The 17,538-nt window shown below is 37.0% G+C and carries 18 protein-coding genes and 1 pseudogene; 15 read left to right on the top strand and 4 right to left on the bottom strand.

The window, feature by feature from the left end; all coding sequences use genetic code 11:
• Window positions 1-156 precede the first annotated feature (156 nt).
• On the top strand, window positions 157-1,749 hold the full coding sequence (locus tag OK414_RS13670) for an APC family permease (RefSeq protein ID WP_034651567.1): 1,593 nt from the start codon (window positions 157-159) through the stop codon (window positions 1,747-1,749).
• Between the two features lie 155 nt (window positions 1,750-1,904).
• Window positions 1,905-2,444, top strand: coding sequence for an SMI1/KNR4 family protein (locus OK414_RS13665; RefSeq protein ID WP_034651569.1), 540 nt, complete (start codon window positions 1,905-1,907; stop codon window positions 2,442-2,444).
• 42 nt (window positions 2,445-2,486) lie between these two features.
• Here the strand turns inward: OK414_RS13665 and OK414_RS13660 are convergent, their stop codons facing one another.
• The gene (locus OK414_RS13660) at window positions 2,487-2,987 is read right to left on the bottom strand and encodes a GNAT family N-acetyltransferase (RefSeq protein ID WP_016764355.1); all 501 of its coding nucleotides are present in this window, start codon (window positions 2,985-2,987) and stop codon (window positions 2,487-2,489) included.
• A gap of 270 nt (window positions 2,988-3,257) precedes the next feature.
• On the opposite strand from OK414_RS13660, the gene OK414_RS13655 reads away from it, so the two are divergent.
• Both OK414_RS13655 and OK414_RS13650 read left to right on the top strand, forming a co-directional pair.
• Window positions 3,258-4,748 carry a sensor histidine kinase gene (locus OK414_RS13655; RefSeq protein WP_047933584.1) on the top strand — a complete coding sequence of 497 codons (1,491 nt, stop codon included), beginning with the start codon at window positions 3,258-3,260 and terminating at the stop codon, window positions 4,746-4,748.
• The gene (locus OK414_RS13650) at window positions 4,726-5,409 is read left to right on the top strand and encodes a response regulator transcription factor (protein WP_034651576.1); all 684 of its coding nucleotides are present in this window, start codon (window positions 4,726-4,728) and stop codon (window positions 5,407-5,409) included. The genes OK414_RS13655 and OK414_RS13650 overlap by 23 nt, the downstream gene beginning before the upstream one ends.
• Before the next feature lie 43 nt (window positions 5,410-5,452).
• Here OK414_RS13650 and OK414_RS13645 read toward each other — a convergent pair whose 3' ends face one another.
• Both OK414_RS13645 and OK414_RS13640 read right to left on the bottom strand, forming a co-directional pair.
• The gene (locus tag OK414_RS13645; protein ID WP_263045851.1) at window positions 5,453-7,072 is read right to left on the bottom strand and encodes a SulP family inorganic anion transporter; all 1,620 of its coding nucleotides are present in this window, start codon (window positions 7,070-7,072) and stop codon (window positions 5,453-5,455) included.
• 16 nt (window positions 7,073-7,088) lie between these two features.
• Window positions 7,089-7,676: a beta-class carbonic anhydrase gene (locus tag OK414_RS13640; protein WP_013057294.1), complete on the bottom strand. Its 588-nt coding sequence runs from the start codon at window positions 7,674-7,676 to the stop codon at window positions 7,089-7,091.
• Window positions 7,677-7,924: 248 nt separating this feature from the next.
• On the opposite strand from OK414_RS13640, the gene OK414_RS13635 reads away from it, so the two are divergent.
• From OK414_RS13635 to OK414_RS13620, 4 genes are all read left to right on the top strand, one after another.
• Window positions 7,925-8,587, top strand: a complete 663-nt coding sequence (locus OK414_RS13635; protein WP_263045850.1) for a hypothetical protein — start codon at window positions 7,925-7,927, stop codon at window positions 8,585-8,587.
• Between the two features lie 151 nt (window positions 8,588-8,738).
• Window positions 8,739-9,179 carry a MerR family transcriptional regulator gene (locus OK414_RS13630; protein ID WP_263045849.1) on the top strand — a complete coding sequence of 147 codons (441 nt, stop codon included), beginning with the start codon at window positions 8,739-8,741 and terminating at the stop codon, window positions 9,177-9,179.
• The gene (locus tag OK414_RS13625; protein ID WP_034651588.1) at window positions 9,149-10,321 is read left to right on the top strand and encodes an MFS transporter; all 1,173 of its coding nucleotides are present in this window, start codon (window positions 9,149-9,151) and stop codon (window positions 10,319-10,321) included. Before OK414_RS13630 ends, OK414_RS13625 begins: the two co-directional genes overlap by 31 nt.
• Before the next feature lie 153 nt (window positions 10,322-10,474).
• Entirely contained in the window at window positions 10,475-10,774 is a 300-nt protein-coding gene (locus OK414_RS13620; RefSeq protein WP_263045848.1) for a TIGR04104 family putative zinc finger protein, read from the top strand.
• Window positions 10,775-10,807: 33 nt separating this feature from the next.
• Here the strand turns inward: OK414_RS13620 and OK414_RS13615 are convergent, their stop codons facing one another.
• Window positions 10,808-12,007: a multidrug efflux MFS transporter gene (locus OK414_RS13615; protein ID WP_034655131.1), complete on the bottom strand. Its 1,200-nt coding sequence runs from the start codon at window positions 12,005-12,007 to the stop codon at window positions 10,808-10,810.
• 473 nt (window positions 12,008-12,480) lie between these two features.
• Here OK414_RS13615 and OK414_RS13610 point away from each other — a divergent pair.
• The 7 genes and pseudogenes from OK414_RS13610 (at window position 12,481) to OK414_RS13580 (ending at window position 17,530) form a co-directional block, all read left to right on the top strand.
• Window positions 12,481-13,933 (top strand): annotated as a pseudogene (locus OK414_RS13610) (alanine/glycine:cation symporter family protein).
• 184 nt (window positions 13,934-14,117) lie between these two features.
• Window positions 14,118-14,480 carry a YidH family protein gene (locus tag OK414_RS13605; RefSeq protein WP_016764347.1) on the top strand — a complete coding sequence of 121 codons (363 nt, stop codon included), beginning with the start codon at window positions 14,118-14,120 and terminating at the stop codon, window positions 14,478-14,480.
• Window positions 14,481-14,763: 283 nt separating this feature from the next.
• Entirely contained in the window at window positions 14,764-15,594 is an 831-nt protein-coding gene (locus OK414_RS13600) for a YihY/virulence factor BrkB family protein (RefSeq protein ID WP_034651593.1), read from the top strand.
• 146 nt (window positions 15,595-15,740) lie between these two features.
• Window positions 15,741-16,283, top strand: coding sequence for an alkaline shock response membrane anchor protein AmaP (amaP, locus tag OK414_RS13595; RefSeq protein WP_263045847.1), 543 nt, complete (start codon window positions 15,741-15,743; stop codon window positions 16,281-16,283).
• A 15-nt stretch (window positions 16,284-16,298) separates the two neighbouring features.
• Window positions 16,299-16,508 (top strand): DUF2273 domain-containing protein, encoded by a 210-nt coding sequence (locus OK414_RS13590; RefSeq protein ID WP_016764344.1) that lies wholly within the window; start codon window positions 16,299-16,301, stop codon window positions 16,506-16,508.
• A 27-nt stretch (window positions 16,509-16,535) separates the two neighbouring features.
• On the top strand, window positions 16,536-16,976 hold the full coding sequence (locus OK414_RS13585; RefSeq protein WP_171777163.1) for an Asp23/Gls24 family envelope stress response protein: 441 nt from the start codon (window positions 16,536-16,538) through the stop codon (window positions 16,974-16,976).
• A gap of 83 nt (window positions 16,977-17,059) precedes the next feature.
• Window positions 17,060-17,530 carry a DUF523 domain-containing protein gene (locus tag OK414_RS13580; protein WP_263045846.1) on the top strand — a complete coding sequence of 157 codons (471 nt, stop codon included), beginning with the start codon at window positions 17,060-17,062 and terminating at the stop codon, window positions 17,528-17,530.
• The last annotated feature ends 8 nt before the right edge of the window (window positions 17,531-17,538 follow it).

The raw sequence follows: 17,538 nt of genomic DNA, 5'->3' as shown, positions 1-17,538 counted from the left end.
AATTTTCTGTTAATTAATCTCTAGAAATCAAGAAAAGGGATTCAAAGTAATTTTGAATGGGTATAGTAATAAAAATTTTGACGTATATTATCGAATATATATGAATGTTGTCAAAAAAAACAACAAAAGTGATGATTCATCCAAAGGAGGAAGCTTATGGAGAATAAAGGTCCGTTTAAAAAGACGATATCCCTGTTAGATTTAACATTGATTGGATTAGGGGCTATTTTTGGCTCCGCTTGGCTGTTTGCCGTTAGTAATGTCGCTACGCAAGCCGGTCCTGCAGGAAGTTTTTCTTGGGTTATTGGTGGAGTTATTATTTTATTAATAGGCCTTGTATACGCTGAGCTAGGGGCTGCCTTGCCTCGTACAGGAGGAATTATTCGATATCCTGTTTATTCACACGGTCATCTTGTAGGCTATATGATTTCATTTATTACTATTGTAGCGTACACTAGCTTAATCGCTATCGAAGTAACAGCTGTGAGACAGTATGTGGCCTACTGGTTTCCGGGTTTAACAAAATCTGGATCTGATTCACCGACAATATCTGGATGGATTCTACAATTTGTGTTGCTTTGCTTATTCTTTTTACTCAATTACTGGAGTGTAAAAGCATTTGCAAAATCGAATATTATCATTTCTATTTTTAAATATTTTGTACCGCTTACAGTAATCGTAACGCTGGCATTTTATTTTAAGTCAGGAAACTTTACGATGGGAGAGTTTGCTCCCGGGGGGTTTGATGGTATCCAGGCCGCCATTGCCACAGGCGGGGTTATGTTTGCCTACTTAGGCCTTCATCCAATTGTATCTGTAGCTGGAGAGGTGAAAAATCCTCAGCGTAATATTCCAATTGCTCTTGTGATTTGTATCATTCTAGCAGCTCTCATTTATACTGCCCTACAAGTATTATTTATCGGAGCTATTCCATCTGACATGATTAAAGGCGGTTGGTCCGGCATTCAAGATAAATTCTCACTGCCATTTAAAGACATCGCTGTTGTTCTTGGCCTTGGCTGGCTAGCAACACTTGTTATTTTAGACGCTATTTTATCACCGGGTGGTAACGGTAATATTTTTATGAATACAACATCTAGACTTATCTATGCTTGGTCTCGTAACGGTACGCTATTTAAAACGTTTGCTCATGTGGATAAAAAAACAGGGATTCCTCGATCATCTCTATGGCTTTCATTAGGACTTTCGATTTTTTGGACACTGCCATTTCCTTCATGGAATGCACTCGTAAACGTATGCTCTGTTGCGCTTATTCTTTCTTACGCGATTGCACCGATTTCATCAGCGGCCTTTATGGTGAACGCAAAAGATTTGGAAAAGCCTTTTAAATTAAGAGGAATGAGTATAATTGGTCCATTATCCTTTATTTTTGCTTCCTTTATTGTCTACTGGTCAGGATGGAAGACTATTTCATGGTTGTTAACTTCTCAATTGGTTATGTTTGTTATATATTTGATTTTTACTAAATATGTGCCTAAAAACGAAGTAAGTCTTCGTCAGCAGATTAAATCAACTTGGTGGTTAGTTGCTTATTATATCATCATGCTCTTTATTTCTTATATTGGTTCGTTCGGCGGAGGAAAGGGTTTGATCGATACGCCTGTAGACTTAATTATCATAGCGGTCGTATCTCTTGGGATTTATTATTGGGCTAAATATACGGGCCTTCCAAAAGCGCTTATTGATTACGATCACCATCCTGAACAGGAAGAAAAAGCACCTGTATAACCTGTAAAGCAGCGATATTCGCTGCTTTTTTCTATGTTATTTGAACATGAAATTCTAAAGTTTGTCGTATAATTTAGTAGGAAAGAAGGAATTAGCACATTATTGTTTAATTAATGTAATGTAACCGTTTTAAATCCAACGCTTGGAGGAAGAGTATGATTGAAAAAATAATAAATTCACTTCGAAAGCGGCTGTGGGAAAACAATAATGTTATAGAAGTGTGTAAAAATGAAGGAGAAGTATACAGAACCACGTGTACTTTTTTTGATGGAGTAAGCAAGAATCAACTGAATGTTTTTGAAGAAGAAATGCATGTATCACTTCCTGAAGACTACAAGCAGTTTTTGCAGCTAACAAATGGGTGTAATTTGTTCATTGATGCTGACAAAAAAATAGCAGGGAATCTTTATAGCTTAGAAGATGTAAGAGAAACAGCTTATAAAAGTCAGAGTCTCTATATGACAATTGGGTCTGTTGGAGAAGAAGAGATTATCATTGACTCCAAAAAATCAGCGCACTCTGCATATATAATAGTAAAAAAGCGGAACGCATCGGTTCAAGATGCACATGTATTACATATGAATTTTCAGAAATGGCTGGATTGTTTTATAGTGAGTCAAGGGAATTGTTTTTGGCACTGGAATGAGCTTTGTAATAAAGTTCATTCAACGGACAAAAAGACGACGGCTCAATAATATTATCTTCTAATAAATAAACGAGCACACTAGTGTGCTCGTTTATTTATTAGAAGGAAGACGTTCCCAACCGTATGCTTCGTCTTCAACTTTAGTTTCTCCAAACTGACTTGTGCGATTCAAGATTTTTTTGCCGCCTAATTTTTTATAAAACTGAACTGCTTTCTTATTTTTCTTCATAGCCCAAATAATCATAGACGTATATTGCTGATCAGCAAATTCTTTTACTGAATGAGAAAATAGAAGATGACCAATTCCTTGGTTTTGCACTTCCTTGCAAACGTATAGCGCGTATATTTCAGCACGGGACAAATGAGGCTTACCTGCTGAAAAGCCGACAATCTTTCCTTGTTCATCGATAGCGAGCAAAATAAAATGAGAAGGCTCGGTAAGAAAAAGGGACCATTTTTCTGTACTTTGTTCATAAGACAAGCTTTTTAAATAAGCATCAGGTACTAACCCTTTGTATGTAATGCGCCAGCTGTCTACGTATAGACGGGCAACAGAAGGGATGTTAGAGGAAGTAGCTTTAATAATTTTCATTAAAAAGTCTCCTTTTTTTAAATATTAAGGCATATATTATAACTTTAAGCCTAAGAATATTATGAAAAATAGATCATAATTTTCCAGTAATTCATAAAATGGTAAAAAAGGTGGTGTTCATTCTCACTCTATCACGGTAAAGTGAGAATATACATTTGTTTTGTTGTTTTAATTTTTGCTATATGTATAATGTCTAACGATCTATTTGTTATTCACCTTTACTAGTCTATCAAATAGTTTTGTTAAAGCCAAAGGGGCATAGGGTAAGTAATGTCAATTCAGCTGCGTTTTATTTTAACGTATATCAGTATTGTGTTTGTCTTTATTATTTTGCTTTTTTTATCGGGCTTTCTCATTTTCTTCTCCATTACTGGAGACGCCGATTTTGTAAGAAAACTGTACAGTCACTCCTATGAGTACAAATTGTTAACGCCAGAAGAAGAAAATGCATTCTTGGATTTAAAGTTATTGAGTGAAGAAAAACCGGAGCAGCTGCTGCGGCCGGAGACGGTTAAAAAATATGAATTTGAAAATATTGATATTGTGATTCAAAAAAACAAAGAGGTTGTATATGCTTCAGAATCCATTAAAGGAGAAAACCTTCGTAAATACTTGCCAAAACATCAAAAAAGTAAAGGAAATCATTCGTATCAGCAGGACATGCTGCGCATAGGCAAGCAGTACTTTACATATATCAACCTTGATTTTCATTTCTCGAATCAAGAAAAAGGAAGCATTTACGTTTTGCGAAAAATCAGCCCTTATGTAGGCATTATTAATCGAATTTTCCCTTTTTTAATCTTTCTACTATTAATTTTAGTCATTGTGATTATTGGATTTTTAAACTATCTTGTTTCAAGAAGCATTATTAAACCCATTCGTGAATTAAAAGAAGCGGCTGAAAAAATAAAACAAGGTGATCTTCACTTTGAGATCTCTGCTAATTCAAAGGATGAAATAGGCGAATTAACGCAAGCTTTTGAAGAAATGAGGCAAAAACTAAAATCTTCTGTTGAACTGCAAATTCAATATGAAGATAATCGAAAGCAGCTGCTTTCAAGTATTTCACACGATTTACGAACTCCTATTACTTCCATTGTAGGATATGTAGAAGGAATTCAAGATGGAGTAGCTAATACGCCAGATAAGCTTTCTAAATATTTGTTAACGATTTCAACAAAAGCAAAAGACATGAATGCGTTAATCGATGAGCTGTTTTTATTTTCTAAATTGGATTTGCACGAAATTCCATTTGTGTTTAAAAAACTTAATATTTCAGCATTTATGGAAAGTTATGTGCAAGAGCTTCAGTTTGAAATGAGTGAACATGATATTGATGTTTTATTTTCTAATGATTCTCTAACGACACTGTATGCAAAGGCAGATGCTGAGCAGCTACGGAGAGTTTTAATAAATTTAACAACCAACAGCATTAAATTTATGGATAAAGAAAAAAGAAGAATCGATATCGTTCTTTCTGCTACCGAAAGTGAACTCATTATTGAAGTAAAAGACAACGGCTCTGGAATTTCACCTGAAGCATTAGCGCATATTTTTGACCGGTTTTATCGAGCAGAACAGTCCCGCAACAGCAATACTGGAGGAAGTGGACTTGGACTAGCCATTGCAAAACAAATTGTTGAACGCCACGGGGGAGACATCTGGGCACTAAGTAAGCTTGGCGAAGGAACAAGTATTTTCTTTTCTTTGCAAAAAATGAATGAAAATGGTGATACACATGAAGAAGATATTATTAATTGAAGATGAAGTAAGTATTGCTGAATTGCAAAGAGATTATTTAGAAATTAACGATTTTGAAATAGACGTTCAATATAGCGGGGATAAGGGATTAGAAAAAGCGTTAAATGAACATTTTGATCTGGTTATTTTGGATATTATGCTCCCTAAAGTGAACGGATTTGAAGTGTGCAAGCAAATTCGAGCTGCAAAAGATATTCCAATCATTTTAGTTTCAGCTAAAAAAGAAGAAATTGATAAAATTAGAGGGCTCGGGCTAGGTGCAGATGACTATATTACCAAGCCATTCAGCCCTGGGGAGCTGGTCGCAAGAGTCAAAGCGCATTTAGCGAGATATGAAAGACTCTCTGATAAGCAGGAAAAGCGTATGATTCGCATTCATGGCTTAGCGATTGACACGCTCGCTAGAAGAGTATTTGTGAATGACAAAGAAGTGTTTTTTACAGCGAAGGAATTCGATTTGCTGAAGTTTATCGTTTCTCATCCAAATCAAGTATTAAGTAAAGAACATCTATTTGAAAAAATTTGGGGATTTGATTCTTCAGGAGATATTTCAACCGTAACAGTTCACATTCGAAAACTAAGAGAAAAGTTAGAAGAAAATCCAGCAGATCCTCAGTACCTAGAAACGGTTTGGGGAGCAGGGTACCGGTTTAATATTTAAAAAAAAGAGATCCGAACGATTAATCGTTCGGATCTCTTTTTTATTACGTAGTAACGATTCTATGACGAGCTTTAATCTTACTCACGGGAGGTTCTGAGGAAAATATATTTTTTTCACCGATTTTATCATATAGACCGGTTGACTTTAACATTTCTTTCGGCTGGTGCTGTAAGCCAGAAATAACGACTTGGCTATGCGAATCTTTCAAACGTTCGACCACCTTCGATAGTAAAGCTTCTCCAGATGTATCAATAAAGGAGACTTGGCTCATTCGAAGCAATAAAACTTTCGGTTTCGCTTCAGCGATCTTATCAAAGGAATCTTCTAATACTTCAGCTGATCCAAAGAAAAGAGATCCTTGCATGGTATATTCCATCAAATCAGATTTGTGAGCGTTTTCAGATGTTTCCGCTAAAACCTTTGAAATCTTCAGTGATCCGCTCATTCGTTTCACAAACATAACAATAGCTAAAAGTAGACCCATGCCTACACCTGTTGTTAAATCGATTGAAACTGTTAATAAAAACGTAGCTACCAGTACAAATGAATCAGCTGACTTGGTTTTTAAAATATGCGCAAATTCTTTACGCTCACTCATATTCCAAGCCACAAACATTAAAATAGGTGCCATACTTGCCAGCGGAATGTTTGATGCATAAGGAGCTAGCATCACAAGGACCAATAAAACAACTAAGCCGTGTATGACTCCTGATAACGGAGAAGCTGCGCCGTTTTTGATATTGGTAGCTGTTCTGGCAATGGCACCAGTTGCTGGAATTCCGCCAAATAGAGAGGTAGCAATATTAGCAATTCCTTGGCCCACAAGCTCTTTATTGCTATTATGCTTGGTTTTGGCCATATTATCAGCAACAACAGCTGATAGTAAAGATTCAATACCGCCAAGCATTGCAATTACGCAGGCAGCCGGAAATAGCATCACGATGTTATCCCATGTTAAATCTGGGAAGCTAAAAGATGGTAGTTTACTCGGAATGGCACCGTAAGTAGAGCCAATCGTTGCCACTTTTCCTGGGAACAGTGTAATGGCTACAAGTGTGGAGACAAGAAGACCTAGAAGGGCACCCGGAATTTTAGGTAAAAACTTTGGCGTTGCAATCACGATAGCTAAACAAATAGCGGCTATGATGACGCTGTAAATGTTAATCGTTGCAATTTTTCGTAGGATTTCAATCATATTTAAATGAAATTCCTCATGCTTTGCAATTCCTTTTAATCCTAAAAAGTTAGCGATCTGACCTGAGAAAATAATAATCGCAATTCCTGCTGTAAATCCAATCGTCACAGGGCGCGGAATAAACTTTATAAATTTCCCTAGCTTAAATACTCCGAGAAGCGTAATCATAATTCCAGCCATAAAGCCGGCAATAATGAGGTTCTCATAACCATACTGCATGACAACTCCAAGCAGCACCGGAACAAATGCACCCGTTGGACCTGCAATTTGAAATTTCGATCCGCCTAATATTGAAACCATAATCCCTGCGATAATGGTGGTATAAATCCCGTATTCAGGTCTTACACCAGAAGCGATAGCAAAGGCCATTGCTAAAGGAATAGCAACGACCCCAACAACCAAACCGGCGATAATGTCTTTTTGTAAATGCCCTGCTGAATAGCCTTGAAATCGGTTATCTTTTAGCATTCGATAAAATCCTCCTTCATGAGCTTACGGTTTCAGCTCGGTCTTGGGAATAGCCGTTTACAACGACGTCAAGTTTTCCTGTTGAAGGATGAATGACCATTCCAGAAACAAGAACGTCTTTTGGTAATAAAGGGTGATTTCGAATCATATCCACACTGTTTTCGACACTATCTTCTACACATTCAAACCCAGTCAGCCATGATTCTAAATCAATACCGGCATATTTTAGATTGCGAATTTGTTCCGTGCTAATCCCTCTTTGTTCAGCAGAGGCTAAAATAGCTTCAGCTTTCATGCCTGTCATTCCACATTCATGATGACCGATGACACATACTTCATCAGCTTGCAAAGCGTAGACGGCAACTAATATACTTCTCATGACGCTGCCAAAGGGATGGGAGATAACAGCTCCGGCATTTTTCACTATTTTTGCATCTCCATTTTTTAGTCCCATGGCTTTAGGAAGTAATTCTAACAAACGTGTATCCATACAAGTTAAGATGACTATTTTTTTGTTAGGAAATTTGGATGTTTGAAAAGCCTCAAATTGATTATTTGTTACAAATTTTTCATTAAACTTTAAAACTTCAGATAGACAAGTCATTGTTTTCCTCCTGCGTTATTTATTTTTAACTTATTTTTTAGTCTAAAGATAAAGTTTAAAAACGAACTAAATAAAATATTAAAATTTTCTTAAAATATTCAGAAAAAACTTATAAATAAATCACATTTATATGCGTGAAATTATGTAAGCGCATTCTTTCTTTGTTTTCACGAAAAATAGGAATTATATGTTAAAATGGTACAAAGTTGGAATTGTCTAAAAGAATGGTAGAGAGGAGGAAGGCAAAAGTGAAGGCTCTTATAGCAATAGGCCTTATTTTTTGTTGTTTAGTAGGGTGCAGTTCTAATGCCCAAGTCACCAACGACAAAGAAATGGGGGAGAATATTCAGCAATCATTTGAAAAAAAAGGTGTAAGCTCAGTGGATGTATCGAAGTTAAGTGATTTTAAATGGGAAAAAGGATATTTGTTAACAAACAAAAGCAAGAAAGCCGACGTAGAAAAACTTGTAAACGCACCGATCAGTGAAGAGATGATGAAAAAAATATCTGCTGCTAATCAAATGCTTGTGTTTGTACACGAAGGAGAAGTTGTCTGCTATGTAGAACTACCCCAAGATTTCATAGCGCATGATAAAAACCAACTTGAATTTTCATTTTCTCATTCTGAACTAAAATTTAATAAAAAAAGGGAGGGCAAGCCTATAAAAGCAGGAGATAAAATGTTAAGTTCAGAAGATGCTTTAGCTGTAGAATCAATTATGAAACAAATTCAGTGGAAAAAAGCTGATTACAGCACCGCTCTTGATCCAGATGTACAGCTTACTTATGAAGGAGTCGTATACAATGTACGATTCACCGCCGAGAGTGCGGAACTTACTTCTAAAAGAAGAGGGATATACGGTAAAGTAACAGGAGAAACAGCACAGCAGCTATATGACCTATTGATGTAACCTATTGATTTATCAATAGGTTTTTTGTGCACATATTTTTTAAATTTACATAAAATGTCTTGCTATTATTGACATTAACGTTAACGTTAATCTATAATAGTAATATAGAGTTGACGTTAACGTTAATGTTGAAGGGGATGAAGGGGAAAGCATGTATTTAATCGATGACGTGACGAAAATGACCGGTTTGACCAAGCGTGCTCTTCGGTATTATGAAGAGATTGGACTCATTTTGCCCCCGCAGCGCACAAAAGGAAATGCACGGATTTATTCCGAAGAAGAGGTAAAAGAACTAAGGAAAGTAGCAGAAGCAAAAGAAGTTCTCGGTTTTTCTTTACAGGAGCTGCAGCAGTTTATGTCGCTCAAAAGAATGATTGAAGAAAGAAGTGAGCAGCAAGGATTATCAGCGAAAGAGATAATTAAAATAGAAAATTTACTGGAAAATCAAATCAAGATGATTGAATTTAAAGTGGTTAAAATGCAGGCATTTAAAACAGAATTAAAAGAAATGCGAGAATCTGCTATGGAAATACATGAAAAAACAAAAGGAGAGATGAAAGAGTGGAAGGACAGCATTCAAATAACCGATTAGGTCAAATTATTACGGTAGTAGCTACTTTTTTAGCATTTATGGGAATCGGGGTAGTAGATCCGATTTTACCGGAGATTGCTAAGCAAATTGGAGCTTCTCATTGGCAAGTAGAAATGTTATTTACTTCCTATTTGTTAATGATGGCTATTATGATGATTCCAGCAGGTATCTTAGCATCACGTGTAGGAGACAAGCGTTTGATGGTAACAGGACTTATCATTGTGACGATTTTTGCAGCACTATGCGGGTTTTCTAACAATATTCCTCAGCTTTCTATTTTCCGAGCAGGATGGGGACTTGGTAATTCGTTTTTCTTTGCAACAGCTATGACGCTGCTTATTGCATTATCAGGTGAAGTGAAAAAAGCAGTAGGGTTATATGAAGCTGCGATCGGTTTGGGAATGGCCGGAGGACCGCTTGTAGGAGGCGTGTTAGGAAATGCTTCTTGGAGATTGCCTTTTTTCGGTACAAGTGCTTTAATTTTTATCGCCTTTATTTTAGTATTAACGATTGTTAAACAGCCTGCAAGCACTAAGCCTCGTAAAGCAGCGGGTTTTAAAGACATGATTAAACTTTATAAATTAAAAACATTTACTCAAGGCGCTGTATCAGGCATGCTTTATTACTACGGATTTTTTACAGTGTTAGCTTATACGCCGCTTATTCTATCGATCGGAGCTCTTCAAATTGGCTTTGTTTTCTTTGGATGGGGGTTATGTTTAGCTTATGGCTCAGCGGTTTTAGCACATCAGTTAGAAAAAAGATATCAGCCAAAACAAGTGTTGCATGTTAGCTTAATTGTTTTTTCACTTATTTTAATTTGTTTATTTGCCTTTGATGCAACATGGTTGCGCATTGTTTTAATCATGGCAGCAGGTCTTGTATCAGGACTTAATAATGCATTATTTACGAGTCATGTAATGGAAGTATCTCCTTATGAACGAGGAATTACATCTGGAGGATATAATTTCTTAAGATGGTTAGGCGCAGCGTTTGCTCCTTTATTATCAGGAGTTATCGGCAATGCCGTAGCGCCTCAAGCTCCTTTTCTCGTAGCGGCGATTCTTGGATTGCTAGCTTTTGTTATTATGGTTATAAAAGTAAAAACAGCTTCTCAAACGAATGAAGCTGTATCTAAATAAAAGTTGAAATAAAAGGCTTTTTCTTGTAAAAAGCCTTTTATTTTGTTTTATGTTATAATAGTAAAAACGTTTTTAATCATAAAAATGAAACTCTTTGTCAACTTGTACGTATACTTTATATGTACATAAATTCTTTTTAGGAGCGTGATGCCCATGGCCACCTGTCAAAATTGTAATCATAAATGGAGCTGGAGGACAACCTTTAAACAACTGTTAACATTTAGAAACGTTTTAGAATGCCCACACTGTGACAAACAACAGTATATCTCTGCAAAATCCCAAAAGCGATTATCAATCTACTCATTTGCACCCCTTATTATTTGGCTTATTCTCTCACTATTTGACTTTTCCTTTCCATCCATTGTTGTCGCGGAGCTTATTTTCTTCATAGCAGCGGTTGTTATGATGCCACTTTCTTATGAAGTAAGCAGCGAAGAAGAACCCTTGTGGTAATAAAAAAACCTTCCGTTAAAACGGAAGGTTTTTTTATGCGGCTTTACCGTCTAGCTGTTGTCCGTGATGGCGTTGATAATACACCCACCCAGCATTCAATAGTAGAAGAACACTAGTTGTTAAGAATACGTAAGGAATTCCTTTAGCTCCGGCAATTTGTCCGCCAATGACTGGACCGGCTAAATTCCCAAAATATTGCGCTGTTTGATTATAGCCAAACATTTTACCTGTAATAGAGTCCGGTACAATTTTCTTTAAATAAGAATTAATAGAAGGTAATAATCCTCCCATTGCAAAACCGAGTAAAAAACGAAGTAAGAATAGCTGCCAAGTACTATGCACAAAGGCCTGTAAGCCGCAAATAACCGCTACGATGAGCAGGCATATTTGAAGCACATTTTGAGGACCCACGCGATCGCTGACTTTGCCAAGTTTTGATGCAGCTAAAATATTTGAAATTCCTGTTGCCGCTACGACAAAACCTGAAATAAGGGCAAGGTGATCGGTATGAGCAGACAGTTGTTTTACATACAGTGTAACGATTGGCTGAATAGCCATAACCGCAAGCTGCAGTAAAAAAGTTGTAACAAATACACCAATCACGGCCTTTGAATTTTTAAGAGACAGTAACCCAATGTTAGATTCTTTCGTCGTTTTCGCCGTCTCTTTTTTGTCTTCTTGAATTAAATTTACAATTAAAAAAGACAAAAACATAAATGCACCCGTCACGAAAAAGACGTGGCGTAGCCCGATTGTATCTCCTAAGTAGCCGCCTACTAGCGGTCCTAATAAAGATCCTGATACAGCCCCTGTAGACAACGTACCTAATGCTTTACCGCTGTGCTCTTTAGGTGTTTGAGTCGCTACTAATGTAATGGCTGCAGAGATGAAGCCGGAAACGGCACCCATTAAAAAGCGCAGTCCGACAAGCTGATAGACATTTTGCACAAAACCAATGGAAGTCATAACAACTGCCATACCCAAGCTTGCGCGAAGGAGCATAAGCTTTCGCCCATATTTATCGGCCAAACTCCCCCATAAAGGAGAAACAATAGCCGCCATTAAAAAGGTAGATCCAAAGGCAATACCAGCCCATCTGCTGATGGAGCTTGTATCGTGAACTCCCAGCTTTTCAATATAAAGCGGTAAAAACGGAATAACTAAACTCATCCCGGCTGTGGTGCAAAAAGAACCGAACCAGCAAATGTACAAGTTTCGTTTCCATAATTCCATTCTATTTCCTTCTTTCGTTGTGCCGCATGGCGTGAAAACAACAAAAGAGCGAAACCATACGGCCTGCTCTTTTAGCATACATGCAGCATCTTTTTGTCAGTTTAAATTATACCATATATCAGAAATATTTAAAAATAAAATGATTCACTTAGTGAACTATTAATGTGAAATGAAAACAGAAAGATGTGCTGTGTGTAAGCTCGGCTTAGAACGTAAAGTGACCCTTGGTTCACTTATTACCTTATGCTGTGACAGTGGGGATTATGTAAAGAACTTACGCATCACTGAAAAATGCGTCAGATAATCTGTCCAAAATATACGTTATATCCGCAAATGTTGTCTATTTATCAAATAATGTGTAAAACAACCTTAAAAAAAGAGTGGATTTTCTGTTTTTTAACTCTATATTAAAACTATGTTCTCATTATTCATAATGTGCAAAGTGTTTTAAGGGGGAATTCATATTGGAGCAGATGATTAGTACAATAAGTGAAATGATTTGGAGTACGCCGATGCTTTACCTATGTATAGGAGTGGAACTTTTATTTACTATTCTCACTAGATTTGTACAAGTTCGATATTTGAAAGATATGGTTACTTTATTGTTTAATGGAAAAAGTTCTGAATCGGGCGTTTCGTCTTTCCAATCGTTAACACTTGCTTTATCAGGGCGCGTAGGAGTTGGAAATATTGCGGGAGTTGCAACAGCAATTGCATTCGGTGGTCCAAGAGCAGTTTTTTAGATGTAGTTTATTGCTTTTATAGGTTCAGCTAGTGCATTTATTGAATCAACACTTGCTCAAATTTATAAAGTAAAAGATAAAGGAGAATACCGAGGTGGGCCTGCTTATTATATTGAAAAAGGCATGGGGAAGAAGTGGTACGCACTGATTTTCGCTTTTGCCGCACTGCTAGCTATGAGTGTACTTGGACCAGGAGTGCAAGCAAATTCAATTACAGCAGGGGTAAATAATGCATTTTCAATTCCGCCTTTAACCTCTGGAATTGTACTTGTTGTTATTTTAGGATTAATTATTTTTGGAGGCGTTAAGCGTATTGCTGCCGTGGCACAATATGTTGTTCCGTTTATGGCCATGGGATATGTCCTTGTTTCGTTAGTGATTATCGGATTGAACATTCAAGCTTTACCAGGAGTGCTTGCTTTAATCTTTAAAAGTGCATTTGCACTTGATTCTACGTTCGGCGGAATTATTGGCATGGCTATAACGTGGGGAGTCAAGCGAGGTGTATATTCAAATGAAGAGGGTCAAGGTACCGGAGCTCACCCCGCAGGAGCAGCGGAAGTCTCACATCCTGCCAAGCAAGGGTTTAGTGCAAGCTTTTTCAGTTTATATTGATACGCTGCTTGTATGCTCTGCTACAGCCTTTATGATTTTAATTACAGGTTCTTACAGCACCCAAGCGCCAGATGGTTCGTTCAATGTGGATCATTTAAAAGGAGTTGAAGCCGGGCCTCAATATACGCAGCAAGCAGTTGAGACGGTGCTTCCTGGATTCGGATCAGGGTTTGTAGCTGTTTCTCTCTTGTTTTTCGCCTTTACTACGATTATGTCACAGTATTATATTGCGGAAACGAACTTAGCTTACGTAATAAAAGGCAAACAAAATAAAATAGTATCCATGTTCCTTAAGGCAGCTCTTTTAGCCACTACTTTATACGGATCTATCCGAACGGCTGAAACTGCATGGGCATTAGCAGACATCGGAGTTGGAATAATGGTTTGGCTCAATTTAATTGCAATTTTGATTTTAGCTAAACCTGCTTTAATAACTTTAAAAGATTATCGCCAGCAGAGAAAACTAGGGATAGACCCTATCTTTTCTCCAAGAAAATTAGGAATTCAAAACGCTGATTATTGGGACGAGGAATATCAGCATGATCAAGATAAGGAAAATGTTTCATAAATCAAAAAAGCCAGCTGAGGTTATCCCGTTGGCTTTTTTGATTTATGAAGAAGCTCTTTTGACCGTTTGAAGATGGTAATGATTCGTTATTTTCGGGTATAATGTGGCGTGAAGCGTCCTCAATTTATTTTCGTTTGAGCATTTATTTATAATAGAAGACATATAAAAGGACGGTGGTATGTAAATGACTAAAAAAGAAAATGAATCCATTTATATTCAGCAGCATTTAGCAAATGAACGAACGTATTTAGCGTGGATTCGAACGTCTATTGCCACACTCGGCATTGGCTTTGTTGCAGGCGGCTTACATTTCAATTCCGGAAAAAAATTAAGTGAAGCAGCCGATACTCTTATTATTGCTGTTATTATCTTTTCTTTAGCTGCAAGTGCAGGTTTGCTTCTCTTCTCAACCTATCATTATTTTTCAACCCGCAAAAAAATTAACAGCCAAACGTATCAATCTTCTCACGCTTTGGTTATTTTTGTTTCAATGATTATGCTGATGCTGATCGGCGCTCTTATGTTTTACTTTTTTAACATAGCGTAAAAAAGTTTAAGAAGTAAGAAAAAAGGGAGATCAGCCTCAAAGAATTTATGGTTTTATGAAAGAAAAAGAAGATCTATTGATATGGTGGTAATGGCAGATGTAATTATAATAATTATCTTCTTTATGAACCGGCTGTATAATTTTACAGGTTAAATTCTTTATTAACCGCGGATAATGGAAAAGGAAAGCTTTATAAGCCGAAACTTATCCAATATATGTTAAACATAAAAATTGAATATGAATTTCACTACAAAGTGAAGCGAAAGTAAAGGAGAACGCTGTTATGATTCAAACATCTAAGACCGTTGCCGCTCGTTTTTTTACGGAGCGTTTCTTTGATCAGGCTGCTCAAACAGCCTACTATTTTTTGTTATCTTTTGTACCGTTTATTATCTTTCTTTTTTCTCTGCTGAGTTTCTTTCCAATTGATACAAACAATTTGCTGATATTTATTGAACCATTTACTCCTAAAAGCGCCTATGACGTAATTGAACGGTCAATTGAAACAGTTAACAATAGCGGTAAAAAAGTTTTATCTTTTAGTTTATTGGCGACTTTTTGGCTCGCATCTATGGCTATACAATCTTTGGTTCGCTCGTTAAATGACGCGTATCATATTCAAAGAAAACAAACGTTTTTGCGCGGTTTAATCAATGATTTAATTTTAACTTTTGGTTTTATGGTTGTGGTAGCTATTTCATTATTTGTACCAATTATTGAAGAGGTCATTCGACATCTGGTCCTAACAAAAGTCCAAGTTCCTGACATATGGTTTCAAAGCTGGACGACAATTAGATGGGGAATTGGGACATTATTTTTATTAGGCTTTTTTATTCTTTTTTACAAACTGATGCCAAGCGCAAGAGTAACGTGGAAAGATGTACTTCCAGGAGCTGTTTTCTCCACGCTAGGATGGCAAGTTGTATCTACCGGATTTGGATACTATGTCCAGTTTGGAAGCTACTCGCAAATCTATGGTCAGCTTGGAAGTATTATTATTTTAATGGTCTGGTTTTATTTAACGGCCGCTATTTTATTAATTGGCGGTTTAATAAACGGTAATAAGTTCATCAAAGCTCACAAGACAACGTATAGAGACGCGAAAAATGACTAGGGAAACCTGGTCGTTTTTTTATATTCAGTTTTACAGTTAGAAAGTTTATCAAAAAAATATTGCGGCTAACTATTGAATATCTCGTTGCCTTCCCTTTACACACAACAAAAAAGCAGTAGGAGTTCACGTTGAGATGAGGTGGAAAATTGAATAATTTTAATCTGTTTTTAATCGCAATTATTGGAATTGCAGGACTGATTTGTTGCGGTATGTTAGCACTGATGGTTTATAGGGTTCCTCACCTTTCAAACTGGTTAGAAAAGTGGCGGCATCAGGAGTGGTTTTACTACACAATTTTATCAATAAGCGCATTTTTAGCAGTTATTTTTATTATTGTTCTTTTGACAGGCATATTTAGCAGACCGCCTAAAAAGAATTTAGCAATTGTAACTGGTGAAGGCAAAATAACAATTTCTAAAGCAACAATCGAATCTACAGCTTTACGAGCAATTAGAAGCTTTCAGGGAATACGCTCTCCTGAAGTCCAGGCATCTATTCATTCTCGCAAAGAAAAAGTTAGTCTGTATATCAACTGTTCGTTGTTTGGACGAGATCGACTACCAACACTAGGAAAAGAAATGCAGCTTGAAACAAAACGCGCCGTGGAGGCCTTACTCGAGCTTCCCGTTCACTCGGTCCGTATTGACTTAACAGATATACAAACACGAAAGAAAGAGCGTGTTGTGTGATGAAGGAGGGACATAATGAGTACTCCTGATAAATTGATTCCGTACCGTGGCCGAGTACTTGGTATTCTGGCAGGTTTAGTGTTGGCAATTTTGTTATTAACAATTGGTTTTGGTCCCACGCTGCTAATTGTAGCTTTTATGGGAATTGGTTATGTAATCGGGAAGTGGCGAGACGGTCATTTAGACATAAATGCTTGGGTAGGATTCTTTACTAAAGGAAGATAGAAAATCACTTTAAGGGAGATGTTAGTTATGGCAGTTAATGAAACAAATACACCAGTAAAATCTCAGGAAAATACACATCAAAATACGTTAACATTTGAAGATCAAGTCATTAAAAAAATTGCTGGAATTGCAGCTAATGAAATTAAAGGAATTTTATCAATGAGCGGCGGATTTATGAGCGGGTTAACAGATCGCTTCCGCGGCACTGAAGATATCACAAAAGGGATTAACGCTGAAGTAGGAGAAAAGCAAGTTGCCCTTGATTTAAAAGTAATTGTCGAATACGGAAAAAATGTTCCAGCTATTTTCTCTGAAATCGTTAATAACGTAAAAAAATCAGTTCACGAGATGACGGGCTTAGAAGTAGTAGAAGTAAATATGCATGTAGAGGACGTAATGACTCGCTCTGAATTTGAAGCGAAAACGGATCGAGACAAAGAGCAGGAGTCAAAGCGTGATCTTGAATAAAATATAAAAGGTAAACACTTCCATTCATCATATATTCTTTGTATGATGAATGAGAAGTGTTTTTTTATGGGAGGGAGAATTCTGTGATTTTGGTTAGTTCCTGCTTAGCAGGTCAAGCTTGCAGATATAATGGAAGCAGTGCCTTAGCTAAGGAAATTGAAGCGCTCGTTGAAAATAAAGAGGCGGTGATGATGTGTCCGGAACTGTTAGGTGGATTTCACACGCCTAGAGAACCGGCAGAAATTATAAAAGGAACGGGAAAAGACGTAATAAATGGAAATGCGCGAGTTATTGAACGATCGGGAAAAGACGTGACAGATATATACATAGACGGGGCCTATAAGGCACTAAGCATCGCAAAAGAAATAAAAGCTACTGTTATTGTACTAAAAGAAAACAGCCCTTCATGTGGAAGTGAACATATATATAACGGAGCATTTTCAAATGTTAAATTAGCCGGTGAAGGGGTAACGACTGCGTTGCTAAGAAAGCATGGTTTTATCGTCATGTCCGAATCTCAATTTGCAGCTGAAATGCATGGAGACCCATCATAATCAAAAAA

It is taken from the genome of Priestia sp. JV24 (assembly GCF_025910025.1).
Taxonomy (GTDB): domain Bacteria; phylum Bacillota; class Bacilli; order Bacillales; family Bacillaceae_H; genus Priestia; species Priestia megaterium.
The sequence above is the reverse complement of the archived record's forward strand: the minus strand, read 5'-3'. Positions and strand labels throughout refer to the sequence as shown.